Raw genomic sequence first — 14,933 nt, forward strand, 5'->3', positions numbered from 1 at the left:
ATCGTCATGACCTACACCGGAGACGTCACGCCCGGCGGGCCGCCGGCCGTGCGCGAGCTCGACCGGCTCACCGTCAGCAAGCTGTCGGTGGGCCCGATGGACAACAACGCCTACCTGCTGCGCTGCCAGGCCACCGGCGAGCAGGTGCTGATCGACGCGGCGAACGAGGCGCCACGACTGCTGGAGCTGGTCGGCGACGGCGGGCTGTCCGCCGTGGTGACCACGCACCGGCACATGGACCACTGGGTCGCGCTGGAGGAGGTGGTGGCCAAGACCGGTGCGCGCGCGCTCGTGCACGCCGACGACGCGGAGGGCCTGCCCATCGAGGCCGAGCGGCTCAGCGAGGGCGACACCGTGACGGTGGGCGACTGCGCGCTGGAGGTCATCCACCTGCGCGGGCACACGCCGGGCTCGATCGCGCTGCTCTACCGCGACCCGGCCGGCACCCCGCACCTGTTCACCGGGGACTCCCTCTTCCCGGGCGGGGTCGGGAACACCGAACAGGACCCGGAGCGCTTCGGCCGGCTCATCGACGACGTCGAGGCCAAGCTCTTCGACCGCCTGCCCGACGACACCTGGTTCTACCCGGGGCACGGCAAGGACAGCACCATCGGCGCCGAGCGGCCCGCGGTGCCGCAGTGGCGCGCCCGCGGCTGGTGAGCACGACCGGCCCGGCCTCCCCCGTGGCGGCCGGGCCGGTCGCGGTCAGCCGGTGACCGTGACCGGCCGCAGCCGGCGCCGGGTGGCGAGCAGCACCGGCCCGGCGAGCAGCAGCCCGACCGCCATGGTCAGCACCGTGGGGTTCAGCGCGCCGGGAAGCAGCCCGGTCAGCGCCCGCGCGGTGAGCCCGAGCGCCACGTAGAGCCCGGCCCAGGCGGTCGCCCCGGCCGCCGCGCAGGCCAGAAACCGCCGGTACGACATCCGCAGCCCGCCGGCGGCCAGCGGCAGCAGCGCGTTGAACACCGGCAGGAACGGCGCCACCAGCACGATCCGTCCGCCACCGCGGTGCAGCAGCGTCTCGGCGGCGGTCCACCGGGACTCGCCGATCCAGCCGCCCACCCGGCTGTCCCGCAGCTGCCCGCCCCAGCGCCGTCCGGCGAAGAAGCTCAGCGACCAGCCGGCCAGGCAGCCGGCGACCACCGCCGCGACGGTCAGCGCCCCGCCGGCCGGGCGACCGGCGCCGACCGCGGCGAGCACCGCGGCGTCGCCGGGCACCAGCACCCCGATCAGGGGTACGGCGTCGGCGAGCATCACGATGCCCAACAGCCCCATCAGGAGGGTGGTGGGCAGCTCGCCGGCGGCGGCCACGAGATCGTTCATGAGCTGCACGCTATGGCCCGCCGGTCACCTGACACATCGGGCATGATCCCCCAGTGGCCCCCGACACCCGACCCGGAGATCCCTGAGGGTCATCGGGGGCGCAGCACCTGCACCCGGCGTACCGGGGAGTCGACGGAGGGCTCGGTGGTCGGCACCGGGTAGCTGGCCACCAGCTCCAGCCCGTCCGGCGGCAGGTGGCCCCGGTCCGGGTCGCCGACCAGCACCTCGACGCCGTGGTCGGCGCAGCGCCGCAGGTAGGGCAGGACCCGCGCGGCCAGTCCGGCGTCGTAGAGCGCGTCCCCGGCGACCAGCAGGTCGGCGTCGGCTACGCCGTCGAGCAGGTCGTCGCTGTCGGCGGCGACCCGGACCCGGTTGGCGCGGGCGTTCACAGTGACGGCCGCCACCGCGTACGGGTCGATGTCGTTGGCGACCACCTCGTCCGCGCCGGCGAGCGCGGCGGCGATGGCGACCAGCCCTGATCCGGCGGCCAGGTCGAGCACCCGCCGCCCGGCGGCCAGTTCGGGGTGGTCGAGCAGGTGCCGGGCCAGCGCCTGCCCGCCGGCCCAGACCGACGCCCAGTACGGCGGCGGCAGCGACCGCCCGGCGGCGGCCTCCATCCGGGCCCACCACAGGATGGCGTCCTCGGCCAGGTGCAGGCGTACCTCGGGCACGAACGGCGTGTCGACCAGGCGCAGGCGGTCCGGGCCCGCGCCGGGCGCCGCGATCTCCTGCTCCAGGTCGGCCAGAGCCGTCTGCGTGCTCATCGGGGCAAGCATGCCGCGCCGCGCCGGACGCCGGGGTCATTTTCCCGGCGTGGCACGTATTCACGGGCGCGCCGCGCGCTTCCGGCAGCGGATTGCGGCCCGGACGGTTACTGTCAGGGTGGTACAGGGCGACTGCCGGCCGCGGGGCCGGTGCTCGCCCGCATTGAACAGGGAGAGACGCATGGCAACCGGCACGGTCAAGTGGTTCAACTCGGAAAAGGGCTTCGGCTTCATCGAGCAGGACGGCGGAGGCCCGGACGTGTTCGTCCACTACTCGGCCATCCAGAGCAATGGCTACCGCGAGCTGAACGAGGGTCAGAAGGTCGAGTTCGAGGTGACCCAGGGCCAGAAGGGCCCGCAGGCGGACAACGTCCGTCCGATGTAGTGACGTGCCGGTGACGGCGGTCGGGGCTCCGACCGCCGTCGCAGCGCATCATCAGGACGGCGCGGCCGGCAGGTCGCGCCGTCTCCGTAGTGGCCCGGCCAGCAGGATCAGCGGGGTCAGCGCCAGCCACGCGGTCATCGCCCGGATCGCGCCGCCCGGCCCCCAGGCCGCGCCCAGCGTGCCGGCGAGCAGGGCGGCCAGTGGAATCGTGCCGTAGTTGAGCAGGTGCATGCTCACCGTGACGCGGCCGAGCAGCCGGTGCGGCGTGTACGTCTGCCGGAAGCTGCCCTTCACCACGTTGCCGACCGCGACGCCCAGGCTCACCAGCACACCGCCGAGCACCAGCCACGCCGTGCGCCCGCCGGGTCCGGCCAGCGGGATGAGCAGCGCGGGCGGCCCGGTGAGGGCGCCGGCGACCAGCACCGTCCGGGCGCTGCCGATCCGGCGGGCCAGGCGCGCGGCGAGCGCGGCCCCGATCACGCCGCCGAGGCTGGCGAGTCCGATCAGGAGGCCGACCAGGCCCGCCGGGAGTTCGGCCGAGCGCACCAGGAACACCACGAGCACCGCCTGGTAGCCGGTGAGCCCGATGTTGCTCGCCGCCCCGAAGACCGTCAGCACCCGCAGGTACGGGTCGCGGACGACGAACCGCAGTCCGGCGGCGACCTCGCGGCGCAGCGACGTCGACCCGTCCGGACGGTGCGGGCGGACCTCGACCGCGCTGATCCGGCGCAGGCAGAGCGCGGACAGCAGGAAGGTGAGCGCGTCCAGCGCCACAGCGGTCACCGCGCCGACGAGCTGGGCGACGAGACCGGCCAGTCCGGGCCCGACGAGGTAGCTCGCGGTCTGTGTGGCGTGCAGCCGGGCGTTGGCCTCGGGCACCTGCTCGGGACGCAGCAGCGTGGGCAGGTAGACCTGGTCGGCGGTTTCGAAGAAGACCCGGGCCAGGCCGGCGCCGAGCGCCACCATCAGCAGGTGCCCGATGGTGAGCAGCCCGGCCAGGGCGGCCAGCGGCACGCTGGCGAACAGCGCCGCGGCGGCGAGGTCGGCGGCGATCATCACCGGGCGGCGGCGGACCCGGTCGACCCACGCCCCGACCGGCAGGCCGGCGAGCAGCCAGGGCAGCCACGCCGCGGCGGTGAGCACCGCCACCTGGAAGGTGGTGGCGTCGAGCACCGCGACCGCGACCAGGGGCAGCGCCACAGTGGTCATGTTGCTGCCCACGGCGCTCACCGTGTGGCCGGTCCAGAGCAGCCGGAAGTCGCGGTGCCGGAACAGCCCGCCGCGCGGCGGGGCGGCCGGCCCGGCCGTGGACGCGGGGGCGGTCACGACGGGCGCCCCGGTAAGGCGCGCGCGGGCGGCGCCGGAACGGTGCGGGCGGTCACGGCCGGCCCGGGACGCCGTGGGCGAAGACGAAGACCGGCTCGCGGCGCTGCCCGTCGTCGGGGATCGGCCGGTCGGCCCATCGGGTGAGCAGGGCGATCACCTCGCGGCCGAGCGCGTCCAACTCTTCCGGGGTCAGGTGCAGCCAGTGGTCGGTGCTGAACGGGGCGTCGTTCCACGCGGCGTGCGTCTCGTCGGACGCGGTGTGCCAGGCCCGCACCAGCTCGGTGTGCCGCTCCAGGTTGAGCGAGCCGGCGGCCTCGACGACCACCCGGGTGGACGGGTCGTCGCCGAAGTCGGACTCGGACCAGCGCACGCCCCGGTTGCGGGGCTTCCACCAGCGTTCCCGACGGTCGCGTGCCAGCTCGGGCGCCTCGACCAGCAGGTCGGCGGCGGCCAGCACCTTGAGGTGGTGGCTCACGTTCGCCGGCGCCTGGTCGGTGCGCTCGGCGAGCATGCCGACGGTGCACGGGCCGTACACCTTGAGCACGTCCATGAGCCGGCGGCGCAGTGGGTGAGCGAGCGCGGCGAGCACCCGCGAGTCGGTGATCTGCCGGACGGTCGGCTGTTCCATGCGCCGAGTCTCACATCGGCAAGAGCTGTTGCGCAACACCTCTTGCCGAATTTCCCCGCCGACGGCGCCGCGACCCGCGGTCGCGGCGCCGGACGGTCAGGCGGTCAGCCGCCGGGACAGCTCGTCGGCGACGTCCCGGGCGATCTGCGGCGGGATAGCCTCGGCGATCTTCTCCGGTGGCAACCCGGCCAGCACGCCGGAGACGATCTGCTGCTCGTCAGTGAAGTCCTTGCCGGACAGCTCGTTGACCTGTGCCACGAGCGCCGGCCAGGCGCGCAGCATCGCCAGCATCTGCTGCAACGGCGAGTTGGGCATGGGCGGGTTGACGAGCCCGGTCGTGTTGGCCGGCGAGATCAGCCAGTTGCGCAGGTTCTGCAGGTCGGCCAGGACGTCGCCGACGGTACGGTTCCTCGATCCGGTGTCTTTGATGAGCCGGTCGCTCTGTTCCATGTCGTCCTCCGGTTTCGCGATGGCGATCATTCCGATCGCGGTCAGGTAGCGGCGGAACAGCGGGGTCTGGTCACGTCCCGCTTTGGTCGAGTCGCGGAAAAAGCTGAAGTGGGTGTGGAACAGGTGGCTGCTGTCGCCGCCGGTACGCCGTCCCAGCCGGTCCCAGCGCCGCACGGTCCGCCCGTCCGGGGAGTAGATGATCTCCCTGATGTCCCGGGTGTCGGCCGCGTTCGCCGCGCACTGCGCCACCATCCAGGCGGAGAACGTCCGCAGGTTGTGGGTGCCGCCGCCGGAGCGGACGGAGAACGTGCCGACGTCCAACCCGGACGCGTGCAGGGTCAGCCCGTTCCGGTCCCGGCTGGACTCCACCACGGAGTAGTCGTTGCGCACGACGCGGTCGGAGCCGCAGTGGTAGCCACCCCGGTGGTTGACGTCGCCGACGATGCCGACCTCCGCCGGCTCCAGGTCGTCGCCGCGTACGGCCTTCTTGTCGACGTTGAGGTAGGTGAGCAACAGGTTCCGGACGGCCAGCAGGTTCGCCGGGGCCGACGTCATGGCAGATCCCCTTCCGATCGATGACCGGCGAGGGCACGACAATCACACCGCGTCATGACATGCGATCCGCGGACGCGCCCCGCCGGATAACTGCACGGCACCGGGCACTTGCCCCGAGCTTAACCACGGTTAGGCAGAAGTGCCCAGCTCAGGAGCGGTTTTTTGGACTATCCGCCTGCTGTGGACGGTGTCCGCAGGAGCGGCAGCGCCAACCCCGAGGGATGCTCACGATCATGGAGGATCTCTCGCCAGCCAGCACGAAGAGTCACGGCCGTGCCGAGTGGCTCGCCGGTGCCGGGGTTGCGCGCGTAGCGGGGGTGGGCGCCACCGCAGACCTGGACCCGCAGCCGGTGCCCGGGCGCGAAGCGGTACGCGGTCGGCCAGAGCGTCACCGGCACCGTGACCACACCGGACGGATCACGCGGGAACCGCCCGGGCTCGACGCGGACCAGTCCGTCGCAGATGTTCCAGGAACGCCCCCGCCGGTCCACGTCGCACAGACGCACGAACACGTCCAGGTACGACAGTTCGCTGCGCAGGTGGATCTCGGCGCGTACCGGGCCGGCCACCTCGACCGGCTCCGCCAGCGGCTCGCTGGTGTAGGTGAGCACGTCCGGCCGGGCCTCCACCGGCCGGTTGTCCACCGCGCCGGCCCGCTGGGCCACGAGCAGCGGCCCGCCCAGCGACGGGGTCGGGTCGGCCGGGTCGTACCAGAAGCGGTCCGGCGTGCCGTGCTCCGGCGGTTGCGGGGCGAGTCCGCCGCCGGAGCACAGGTGCCACCGGACGGGCGTGGCGGGCGGCGGCCAGTCCGGCAGGTCACGCCAGCCGCCGCCGGCGCCGCCGACGTGCACCCGCACCGGCGCGCGCTGCGGCGCGGGCCGCCCGGCCAGGTGCGTGTCGAGCCAGTCCAGCCCTTCCCGCAGCGACGCCACGAGCAGGCCCGGACTGCCGTGGGTCCAGGGACCGACGACCAGGCGGGGTCGCACTCCGGCGGCCCGCAGGCGGGCGTAGTCGTCGAGCTGGGCCGGCAGGAAGATGTCCTGCCAGCCGCTGACCATGGCGACCGGGGCGCGCACCTCGGTGATCCGTTCGCCGAAGACCCGGGTACGCCAGTAGTCGGCGTCCGGGGTGTGGTGGCGCAGCCACTCCTGGAAGAACGGCACCGTGACGCCGGTGGCGACCCGGTCCGCCTCGGCCAGCGGCAGGTGCGCCAGGGCGCGGGCGAGCCGGGGCTGGCCGCGCTTGAGTTCCCACTGCCGGGCCAGCCAGGGCACCGTCTGCGCCTGGAGCAGCTCGGCCCACGTGAGCACCGTGTCCAATGCGAACGACTCCCCCGCGTACGTGGAGTCGCGGGTGGCCGAGGCGGTCACCACGGCGACCATCGCGCGCAGTTCCTCGCCCGCGTCGGCGGCTACCGCCCACTGCACGAAGCCCTGGTAGCTGGCGCCGAACATGCCGAGCGCGCCGGTCCACCACCGCTGGCGGCGCAGCCAGTCCAGCGTGTCCAGCCCGTCGTCGCGCTCGTGCACCAGCGGATCGAACTCGCCGCCGGAGCCGTACGTGCCGCGGCAGGACTGGATGACCACGTGGAAGCCCCGCTCGGCGATCAGGCGGCCGAGCAGCCGGATCGGGCCACCCCGCCCGTACGGGGTGCGGATCAGCACGCAGTGCGCGCCGGGCAGGTCGGGCGCGTAGTGGTCGGCGCGCAGCGTCACCCCGTCGCGGACCCGGACCGGGATGTCCCGGGTCACGGTGACCCGCCCGGCGCGGGCGGCCGGCAGTCGCAGCGCCGCCGCGGCGGCCCGGGTGACCAGCCGCACGGTCAGTCGTCCCCGTGCGGGCCGGCAGCCGCAGCGCCGCGGCGGGGCGCGGCGCGGATCTCGTCGCGGTGGGTCCGCATGGAGTGCACCATCTCCGCCATGAACCGCTGCACCACGGCCAGCTCGTCGTCGCTGAAGCGGTCCATCACCTCGTCGGTGCGGCGCCCGAGCGGGCCGAAGAAGCTCTGCGCCAGCGTGGCGCCACGGTCGGCGTAGTGCAGGAGGATCTTGCGGCGGTCGGCGGTGTCCCGGTCGCGGCGGATGTGACCGCCGCGTTCCAGGCGGTCGACGAGCGCGGTCACCGATCCGGAGGAGATGTTGAGCGCCTCACCGAGGCGGCCGGGGGTGATCGGGTCGCCGACCAGCTCGGCCTCCATCACCGCGATCAGCGCCTGCAGGTCGGTGGCGTTGAGCCCGTGCAGTCCGGCGAAGGCGTGCCCGATGTGCTGGGCGTCGACCGAGTAGCGGCGCAGGTCGTTGGTGATCTCGGCGATCATCCGCCCGCGCGGGTCGTCCCGTCGCCGGTACATCCTGTGCGCCACCGCTCGCCGCCACCCCCCTGTCCGGACCGGTCCGGTTGCAGCATAGAACCACCCCGGATAATCTCGCTTATCAAGATACTCGTTCAGAGAGAATCCTCCGCGACCAATAGTGAGGGCATCCGATGTCACTGTTCTCCCGCGTCGTCCGGGGCCGGCTCGCCGCCTGGCTCACCCTGGCCGTCGCGCTCGTCGTCGGCGTAGTCGCCTTCGGGCTGCCGAAGCCGGACAATCCCGACCCGGTCTCCGGCACCGGCCTGTCCGTGGAGTGGCAGTCGACGCAGGTCGAACGGCTGCAGGACCAGTTGCCCTCCAAGGACGCCCAGACCGCCCTGGTGGTGGTCAGCCGAGCCGACCAGGCGCCGCTGAGCGGGGCCGACCGCAGCACGCTCGACGGCCTCTCCGGCCAGCTGAGCTCGCTCGCCGCCGGCGGGCGGGTCTCCCCCGCCCAGGTCTCCCCGGACGGGACCGTGGCGCTGGTCGCGGTGCCGCTGTCCACCGAGGGCGGCCCGTCGGCGGTGGTCGACGAGGTGGAGAAGCTCCGCGAGGCGGTCGGTGACCTGCCCGGCGAGCTGACCGTCGAGGTCACCGGCGGCCCGGCGTTCACCGCCGACCTGGGCAAGGTGTTCGAGGGCGCCGACACGACGCTGCTGCTGTTCACCGCCGCCGTGGTGGCGGTGCTGCTGCTGATCACCTACCGCAGCCCGTTCCTGTGGCTCGTACCGCTGCTCGTGGTGGGCGCGACCGAGCAGATCACGCTGCGCGTGGTGGAGTCCCTCGTGCCCGCGTTCGGCATCTACCTGCCCAGCGGACAGGTGACCGGCATCGCCAGCGTGCTGGTGTTCGGCGCCGCGACCAACTACGCGCTGCTGCTCATCGCGCGCTACCGGGAGGAACTGCGCCGGGAGGAGGACCGGTTCGCCGCCATGCGGTCCGCGCTGCGTCGTACCGCCGAGCCGATCCTGGCCAGCGGCAGCACCGTCGTCCTCGGCGTGCTCACGCTGTTGCTGTCCGAGCAGGAGACCAACCGGGCGCTCGCCCTGGCCTGCGCCACCGGTGTGATCCTCGCCATGCTCTCCGCCCTGTTCGTGCTCCCCGCCGCGCTGCTGCTCTTCGGCCGGGGCCTGTTCTGGCCGTTCGTCCCCCGCGTCGGCAGCGCCGCGCGCGAGGGCCGGATCTGGGGCCGCCTGGGCGAGATGGTCATCCGCCGGCCGCTGCCGGTCGCCGGGCTCGCCGTCCTGCTGCTCGCCGGTCTGGCCCTCGGCGGCCTCGGCATCCGCACCGGCCTGTCCGAGACCGAGCAGTTCAGCGAGAAGCCGGAGGCGGTCGCCGGGGCGGAGACGCTCGCGCGGGCGTTCCCGGCCGGCAGCACCCAGCCGGTGGCGGTGCTCACCAACCCGCAGGCCGCCCAGGCGGTGCTCGCCGCCGCCTCCGACGTCGACGGGGTCGCCTCGGCCCGGCCGGGCGCCGCCGGAGACCGGGTCGCCCAGATCGACGTGGTGCTCACCGCCGAGCCGGGCAGCGCCGCCTCCGACCGGGCCGTGGTGGCGCTGCGCGACGCCGTGGCCGCCGTACCGGATTCCGCGCCGCCCGCCGTGGACGGCGCGGACGCCCCCGACGGCGCCCTGGTCGGTGGTTCGGTCGCCGCGACCTACGACTCGAACGAGGCGAACACCAGGGACCTCCAGCTGATCCTGCCGCTCATCCTGCTGCTGGTCGGCGCGGTTCTGGTGCTGCTGCTGCGCGGGATCCTGGCGCCATTGCTGCTGGTGGTGACCGTGATCGCGTCGTTCTTCGCCAGCCTCGGCGCGGCCTGGCTGCTCTTCGACCACGTGCTGAACTTCCCGGCACTGGACAGCGGGGTGCTGCTGCTCGCGTTCGTCTTCCTGGTGGCGCTCGGCGTCGACTACAACATCTTCCTGGTCACCCGGGCCCGGGAGGACGCCCGGCGCACCGGTACCCGCGACGGCATGCTGTCGGCGCTGCGGGTCACCGGCGGCGTCATCACCAGCGCGGGCGTGCTGCTCGCCGCGGTCTTCGCGGTGCTCGGCGTGCTGCCGCTCATCACGCTCACCCAGATCGGCATCATCGTCTGCATCGGTGTGCTGCTGGACACGCTGCTGGTCCGTACCGTGCTGGTGCCGTCGCTGGCGTTCCTGCTCGGCGACCGGTTCTGGTGGCCCGGCCGGATCAAGCGGGACGCCGACGCGCCCAGCGACGCCGTCGACGCGCCGGCCGAGCCGGTGCCCGCGCGGGACTGACCTGGACGGACAGTGCGGGGGCCGGCACGTTCGTCGGCCCCCGCACTGTTGTCCGCTCGTTCATTAGTCCGCTCGCTCAGAAGCTCAGGCACTCGCACTCGGTCATCAGCGCCCGCACGTTGCGCACGTACTGCGGGTTGGGGATGGTCAGCGGCTTGTCCTTCTCCGCCACCTTGCCGTGCCCGAAGTTGTAGGCCGCGATCACGGCGTTGAGCAGACAGGACTCCAGCTGCGCGGTGCACAGCGAGGCGTCGAGGCGGTAGTCGGCCTTGAAGTACATGTCCCCGATGTACTTGGTCAGCCAGGCCAGGTAGCTGCCACCCAGATAGGCGTTGTCCTGGTAGTCCTCGACGTCGTACGACTGGCCGAACCGCTGGTTCATCCACTCCGCCGTGTCCGGCATGACCTGCATCAGCCCGATTCCGGTGTCGCAGGCGACGATGTTGGACTGCCACCCGCTCTCCTGCCATGCCGTGGCCTTCATCAGGGCCGACGGGATGCGGATGTCCGGCGCCGAGGTGGGCCAGTAGGTGCGCGCCGCGGCATCGGCGAGCGCCGCTTTCACCTGGCTCCGGCTCGCCGCTGTGCCCCGGTAGCTCGGCTTGCAGCCGGCCACCGGCTTGCGCGGGGGCGGCGGAACCTTGGTCTCGGTCGGCGGATCCGGCTTGGCGAGCGGCCCGGTGGACGTGCGGGACGGCTTGGCCCGCGGGCTGGCCGACGCGCTCGGGCTGGGACGCCCACCCATCGCCGCCACCGCCGGTGGCTCCTCGCTCGGCGCGTCGGCGGGCGCCTCCTGCGGCTGGTCCACCGGCGCCGCCGTGGGCAGGTCCGCGGCGACCGGCCGTTCCCCCTCGCCGCACGCAGTCAGCGTGCCCGCCGCGAGCAGCGCCGCCACCGCCACCACGGCCCACCGGCCGAGTATTCGCCGCATCCGACCTCCCCCGTCGTCCCCGTCGGCGCACCCTAACAAGGATCGGCGGGCCCGCGGGGTACCCGAGACGCCGGCCTGCGCCGCCGGGGACGGGGCGGCGTGTCCCGTCGGGCCGGGTCGCCGTCCGTCGCGGCCGGCCGCTCGTCACCGTCGGCCAGCCGGTCCCGGGTCGCCCACGCCACCACGAACACGGTGGTCCAGGCGATGCCCAGCAGAACCGCCGTGACGGTGCCGCTCGCGGTGCTGAGTCCCAGGTAGAGCCGCGCGCCGGTGACCATGACCACCCCTGCCGACGCGGCCGTCCAGACCGCCACGCCGACCGGCCAGCGGACGCCGCGTGACAGCAGCCAGGCCAGCGTGCCGAGGCTCGCCGTGACCACCGCGTTCTGGGTCGGGAACAGGTCACCGGCCCGGTCCGGGCCACCCGGATCGGTCAGATCCGCGACAACGACGAGCAACACCAGCGGCACTGCCGCGCCCACAGTGCCCAGCACCCCGAGCGGATCGGCCCGCCACGGCCGGCCCCGCCCCGTCACCACCGCGGCCACCACGGCGACCGCGGCGATGAGCAGCCAGCCGCGCAGCCCGGACACCGCGGCCTGCGCCGCGTCGACCACCCCGGGGGTACGCCGGGCGGCGAACCAGTCGGCGACCAGCCCGTCGAGGACGCCCAGCCCGCTGTGCCGGACCACCGCCTCCAGCAGCAGTGCCACGGCCAGCCCGGCGACGAACAGCAGCGCCAGCCCCAGCACCAGATTGGTCAGCAGGCTCCAGGCCGGGCCGACCCGCATCGCGACCAGGAAGAACAGCACCCCGTACCGGGACCGCAGCCAGCGCAGCGGCGGCAGCGCGGCGGCCCGCGCGGCCAGCGCGCGCACCGGGTCCGGGTTGCGCCCCAGCCAGCGGCCCGCCAGCACCACACCCAGCAGGCACAGCAGCAGGGCCAGCACCGCCCCGGTGGCCTGGCCGAGCAGCTTCGACACCCGCTCGTACGACTCTCCGGCCAGGTAGCCGGCCAGCACCGAGGCGCCGACCCAGCTCGCCACCCCGGCCAGGTTCCACGGGGCGAACCGCCGGTACGGCATCCCGGCCGAACCGGCCAGCCGGGGCGCCAGCGTGCGGGCGAACGCGATCCAGCGGGCGGCCAGCACACCCCGGCCGCCCAGCCGGTCCAGCAGCGAGTCGGCGCGCCGCCACCGGTGCGCCCCGATCCGGGCGCCGACGCCCGAGGCGCGCAGACGGGGTCCGTACCGCCGCCCGGCCCGCCACGCGAGTGTGTCTCCGATCACTGCGGCGGCGGTCATGGCCACCAGCACGGGCGCGAGGCGCAGCGTCCCCGCGTACGCTAGGAAGCCGACCAGAAGCAGGGTCGCCTCGCCGGGCATCAGCAGCCCGACGATCACCGCGGTCTCCGCCGCGACGATCGCCGCGGCGGCCAGGTAGATCAGCAGGGGCGGCAGCTCCTGCAGCCAGCTCAGCAGGTCAGGCATCGGGCACCCCGCACGGGTGTCAGCATGCCAGGCGCTGGAACGGTCGGCACAGCACTTTCGACGCAGATCCGGGCGATCTCGGGGTGACCCCGAGGCGTGCCCGGGCAACCGCAGACAGGAGTATGGAGGGTATGCAGCTACGCACCGACCTCCGCAACGTCGCCATCATCGCCCACGTCGACCACGGCAAGACGACCCTGGTCGACGCCATGTTGCGGCAGGCCGGCGCCTACGGCGCCCGCGGTGAGAACACCGATCGGGTCATGGACTCGATGGACCTCGAGCGGGAAAAGGGCATCACCATCCTCGCCAAGAACACCGGTGTGCGGTACACGCCGGCGGACGGCTCGGAACAGGTCACCATCAACATCATCGACACCCCCGGTCACGCCGACTTCGGCGGCGAGGTCGAGCGCGGCCTGACCATGGTCGACGGTGTGGTGCTGCTGGTCGACGCCAGCGAGGGCCCCCTGCCGCAGACCCGGTTCGTGCTCCGCAAGGCGCTGCGCGCCCGGCTGCCGATCATCCTGGTGATCAACAAGGTCGACCGTCCGGACGCCCGGATCAAGGAGGTCGTGGACGACACCTACGAGCTCTTCCTCGACCTGGACGCCGACGAGGAGCAGATCGACTTCCCGATCGTCTACGCCTGCGCCCGCGACGGCATCGCCTCGCTGACCCAGCCCGCAGACGGCGCGGTCCCGGACGACAGCCACAACCTGGAGCCGCTGTTCCGCACCCTGCTGGACACCATCCCGGCGCCCTCGTACGACGAGGGCGCGCCGCTTCAGGCCCACGTCACCAACCTCGACGCCTCGCCGTTCCTGGGCCGGCTCGCGCTGTGCCGGGTCCGCCAGGGCACCATCAGCAAGGGCCAGAGCGTGGCCTGGTGCCGCACCGACGGCAGCACCCAGCGGGTCCGCATCTCCGAGCTGCTGATGACCGAGGGCCTGGAGCGCAAGCCCGCCGAGTCCGCCGGGCCGGGCGACATCATCGCCGTCGCCGGCATCCCGGAGATCATGATCGGTGAGACGCTCGCCGACGCCGAGAACCCGGTGCCGCTGCCGCTGATCACCGTGGACGAGCCGGCCATCTCGATGACCATCGGCACCAACACCTCGCCGCTCGTCGGCCGGGTGAAGGGCGCCAAGGTCACCGCCCGGATGGTCAAGGACCGGCTCGACAAGGAACTGGTCGGCAACGTGTCGCTGCGGGTGCTGCCCACCGAGCGGCCGGACGCCTGGGAGGTGCAGGGCCGCGGCGAGCTCGCCCTGGCGATCCTGGTCGAGCAGATGCGCCGCGAGTCCTTCGAGCTGACAGTCGGCAAGCCGCAGGTGGTCACCCGGGAGATCGACGGGAAGACCTGCGAGCCGGTCGAGCGGCTGACCATCGACGCCCCGGAGGAGTACCTGGGCGCGATCACCCAGCTGCTTGCCACCCGCAAGGGCCGCATGGAGCAGCTGGTCAACCACGGCACCGGCTGGATCCGGATGGAGTGGCTGGTCCCGGCGCGCGGCCTGATCGGCTTCCGCACCGAGTTCCTCACCGAGACCCGCGGCACCGGCATCCTGCACCACGTCTTCGAGTCGTACGAGCCGTGGTTCGGCGAGCTGCGCACCCGCAACAACGGGTCGCTGGTCGCCGACCGGGCCGGCGCGGTCACGGCGTTCGCCATGACCAACCTCCAGGAGCGCGGCCAGCTCTTCGTCGACCCGGGCACCGAGGTGTACGAGGGCATGATCGTCGGCGAGAACTCCCGCTCCGACGACATGGACGTCAACATCACCAAGGAGAAGAAGCTCACCAACATGCGCTCGTCGACCGCCGACGAGACCGAGAAGCTGATCCCGCCGCGCAAGCTGTCGCTGGAGCAGGCCCTCGAGTTCTGCCGCGAGGACGAGTGCGTCGAGGTCACACCGGCCGCGGTGCGCATCCGCAAGGTGGTGCTGGACCAGACCCAGCGCGGCCGGATGGCCGCCCGCCGCAAGCACGCCGGCTGACCCACCCCACCCGCCCCACCCGGAGCCCGGCCCGCCCTAGGCGGACCGGGCTCCGCCGTCTCCGCCTCCCGCTCTCCTCACCCTCTCGCCCCGTCCCCCGCCGCAGCCGTAGCCGTAGCCGCGTTGTGCCCATGCCCGTGCCTGGTCCCACCCCGCCCCGATATCCGTCCCCGTTTCGGTCCCGAGTCCTGTCCCCTGCCCTGCCCTGCCCTGCCCTGCCCTGCCCTGCCCTGCCCTGCCCTGCCCTGCCCTGCCGATCATGAGGTTGGCGGCGATTTCGATCTCCGCAACCGCCGCCAACCTCATGATCGACTGAGAAGCGCGAGATCTTGGTACGAAATGGCCCCTCCAGGGGCCGATTCCTACCAAGGTCTACGTGGATCTCGGGATGTGGCCGCGATATCCCGGTGAACGGGAGGTCGGCGGGTGAGCGGACGCGGCAGCGGGACGAGCGCAGCCGACAG

The 14,933-nt window shown here is 73.3% G+C and carries 13 protein-coding genes; 4 read left to right on the plus strand and 9 right to left on the minus strand.

Features of this window, described 5'->3' with window-relative positions; translation table 11 throughout:
- Window positions 1–6 precede the first annotated feature (6 nt).
- The gene (locus tag FHU28_RS24805) at window positions 7–660 is read left to right on the plus strand and encodes an MBL fold metallo-hydrolase (RefSeq protein ID WP_184686819.1); all 654 of its coding nucleotides are present in this window, start codon (window positions 7–9) and stop codon (window positions 658–660) included.
- 45 nt (window positions 661–705) lie between these two features.
- Here FHU28_RS24805 and FHU28_RS24810 read toward each other — a convergent pair whose 3' ends face one another.
- Together FHU28_RS24810 and FHU28_RS24815 are read right to left on the minus strand one after the other, a co-directional pair.
- On the minus strand, window positions 706–1,320 hold the full coding sequence (locus FHU28_RS24810) for a DedA family protein (RefSeq protein ID WP_184686820.1): 615 nt from the start codon (window positions 1,318–1,320) through the stop codon (window positions 706–708).
- 89 nt (window positions 1,321–1,409) lie between these two features.
- Complete coding sequence (locus FHU28_RS24815; protein WP_184686821.1) at window positions 1,410–2,084, minus strand: class I SAM-dependent methyltransferase; 675 nt, start codon at window positions 2,082–2,084, stop codon at window positions 1,410–1,412.
- 181 nt (window positions 2,085–2,265) lie between these two features.
- Here FHU28_RS24815 and FHU28_RS24820 point away from each other — a divergent pair, with 181 nt between their 5' ends.
- Complete coding sequence (locus FHU28_RS24820; RefSeq protein WP_184686822.1) at window positions 2,266–2,469, plus strand: cold-shock protein; 204 nt, start codon at window positions 2,266–2,268, stop codon at window positions 2,467–2,469.
- Between the two features lie 51 nt (window positions 2,470–2,520).
- Here the strand turns inward: FHU28_RS24820 and FHU28_RS24825 are convergent, their stop codons facing one another.
- From FHU28_RS24825 to FHU28_RS24845, 5 genes are all read right to left on the minus strand, one after another.
- Window positions 2,521–3,795: an MFS transporter gene (locus FHU28_RS24825; RefSeq protein WP_184686823.1), complete on the minus strand. Its 1,275-nt coding sequence runs from the start codon at window positions 3,793–3,795 to the stop codon at window positions 2,521–2,523.
- Between the two features lie 52 nt (window positions 3,796–3,847).
- On the minus strand, window positions 3,848–4,423 hold the full coding sequence (locus FHU28_RS24830; RefSeq protein WP_184686824.1) for an ArsR/SmtB family transcription factor: 576 nt from the start codon (window positions 4,421–4,423) through the stop codon (window positions 3,848–3,850).
- Between the two features lie 96 nt (window positions 4,424–4,519).
- Window positions 4,520–5,428 (minus strand): hypothetical protein, encoded by a 909-nt coding sequence (locus tag FHU28_RS24835; RefSeq protein ID WP_184686825.1) that lies wholly within the window; start codon window positions 5,426–5,428, stop codon window positions 4,520–4,522.
- Between the two features lie 167 nt (window positions 5,429–5,595).
- Window positions 5,596–7,248, minus strand: a complete 1,653-nt coding sequence (locus FHU28_RS24840) for a CocE/NonD family hydrolase (RefSeq protein ID WP_376700828.1) — start codon at window positions 7,246–7,248, stop codon at window positions 5,596–5,598.
- Window positions 7,249–7,250: 2 nt separating this feature from the next.
- Window positions 7,251–7,778: a MarR family winged helix-turn-helix transcriptional regulator gene (locus FHU28_RS24845; RefSeq protein ID WP_184689881.1), complete on the minus strand. Its 528-nt coding sequence runs from the start codon at window positions 7,776–7,778 to the stop codon at window positions 7,251–7,253.
- Between the two features lie 134 nt (window positions 7,779–7,912).
- Between FHU28_RS24845 and FHU28_RS24850 the strand changes: the two genes are divergently transcribed.
- Window positions 7,913–10,048 (plus strand): MMPL family transporter, encoded by a 2,136-nt coding sequence (locus FHU28_RS24850; protein ID WP_184686826.1) that lies wholly within the window; start codon window positions 7,913–7,915, stop codon window positions 10,046–10,048.
- A 76-nt stretch (window positions 10,049–10,124) separates the two neighbouring features.
- Here the strand turns inward: FHU28_RS24850 and FHU28_RS24855 are convergent, their stop codons facing one another.
- Together FHU28_RS24855 and FHU28_RS24860 are read right to left on the minus strand one after the other, a co-directional pair.
- Complete coding sequence (locus FHU28_RS24855; RefSeq protein ID WP_184686827.1) at window positions 10,125–10,979, minus strand: lytic transglycosylase domain-containing protein; 855 nt, start codon at window positions 10,977–10,979, stop codon at window positions 10,125–10,127.
- Window positions 10,980–11,011: 32 nt separating this feature from the next.
- Window positions 11,012–12,469, minus strand: a complete 1,458-nt coding sequence (locus tag FHU28_RS24860) for a DedA family protein (RefSeq protein WP_184686828.1) — start codon at window positions 12,467–12,469, stop codon at window positions 11,012–11,014.
- 131 nt (window positions 12,470–12,600) lie between these two features.
- On the opposite strand from FHU28_RS24860, the gene typA reads away from it, so the two are divergent.
- Window positions 12,601–14,469, plus strand: a complete 1,869-nt coding sequence (gene typA, locus FHU28_RS24865) for a translational GTPase TypA (RefSeq protein ID WP_184686829.1) — start codon at window positions 12,601–12,603, stop codon at window positions 14,467–14,469.
- The last annotated feature ends 464 nt before the right edge of the window (window positions 14,470–14,933 follow it).

It is taken from the genome of Micromonospora echinospora, assembly GCF_014203425.1.
GTDB lineage: Bacteria > Actinomycetota > Actinomycetes > Mycobacteriales > Micromonosporaceae > Micromonospora > Micromonospora echinospora_A.

What these genes read in the sequence shown, in the direction of transcription:
- FHU28_RS24805 (WP_184686819.1), top strand. Translation starts at nt 7, where the DNA reads ATGACCTACACCGGAGACGTCACGCCCGGCGGGCCGCCGGCCGTGCGC.
- FHU28_RS24810 (WP_184686820.1), bottom strand. Translation starts at nt 1,320, where the DNA reads ATGAACGATCTCGTGGCCGCCGCCGGCGAGCTGCCCACCACCCTCCTG.
- FHU28_RS24815 (WP_184686821.1), bottom strand. Translation starts at nt 2,084, where the DNA reads ATGAGCACGCAGACGGCTCTGGCCGACCTGGAGCAGGAGATCGCGGCG.
- FHU28_RS24820 (WP_184686822.1), top strand. Translation starts at nt 2,266, where the DNA reads ATGGCAACCGGCACGGTCAAGTGGTTCAACTCGGAAAAGGGCTTCGGC.
- FHU28_RS24830 (WP_184686824.1), bottom strand. Translation starts at nt 4,423, where the DNA reads ATGGAACAGCCGACCGTCCGGCAGATCACCGACTCGCGGGTGCTCGCC.
- FHU28_RS24835 (WP_184686825.1), bottom strand. Translation starts at nt 5,428, where the DNA reads ATGACGTCGGCCCCGGCGAACCTGCTGGCCGTCCGGAACCTGTTGCTC.
- FHU28_RS24845 (WP_184689881.1), bottom strand. Translation starts at nt 7,778, where the DNA reads ATGTACCGGCGACGGGACGACCCGCGCGGGCGGATGATCGCCGAGATC.
- FHU28_RS24850 (WP_184686826.1), top strand. Translation starts at nt 7,913, where the DNA reads ATGTCACTGTTCTCCCGCGTCGTCCGGGGCCGGCTCGCCGCCTGGCTC.
- FHU28_RS24855 (WP_184686827.1), bottom strand. Translation starts at nt 10,979, where the DNA reads ATGCGGCGAATACTCGGCCGGTGGGCCGTGGTGGCGGTGGCGGCGCTG.
- FHU28_RS24860 (WP_184686828.1), bottom strand. Translation starts at nt 12,469, where the DNA reads ATGCCTGACCTGCTGAGCTGGCTGCAGGAGCTGCCGCCCCTGCTGATC.
- typA (WP_184686829.1), top strand. Translation starts at nt 12,601, where the DNA reads ATGCAGCTACGCACCGACCTCCGCAACGTCGCCATCATCGCCCACGTC.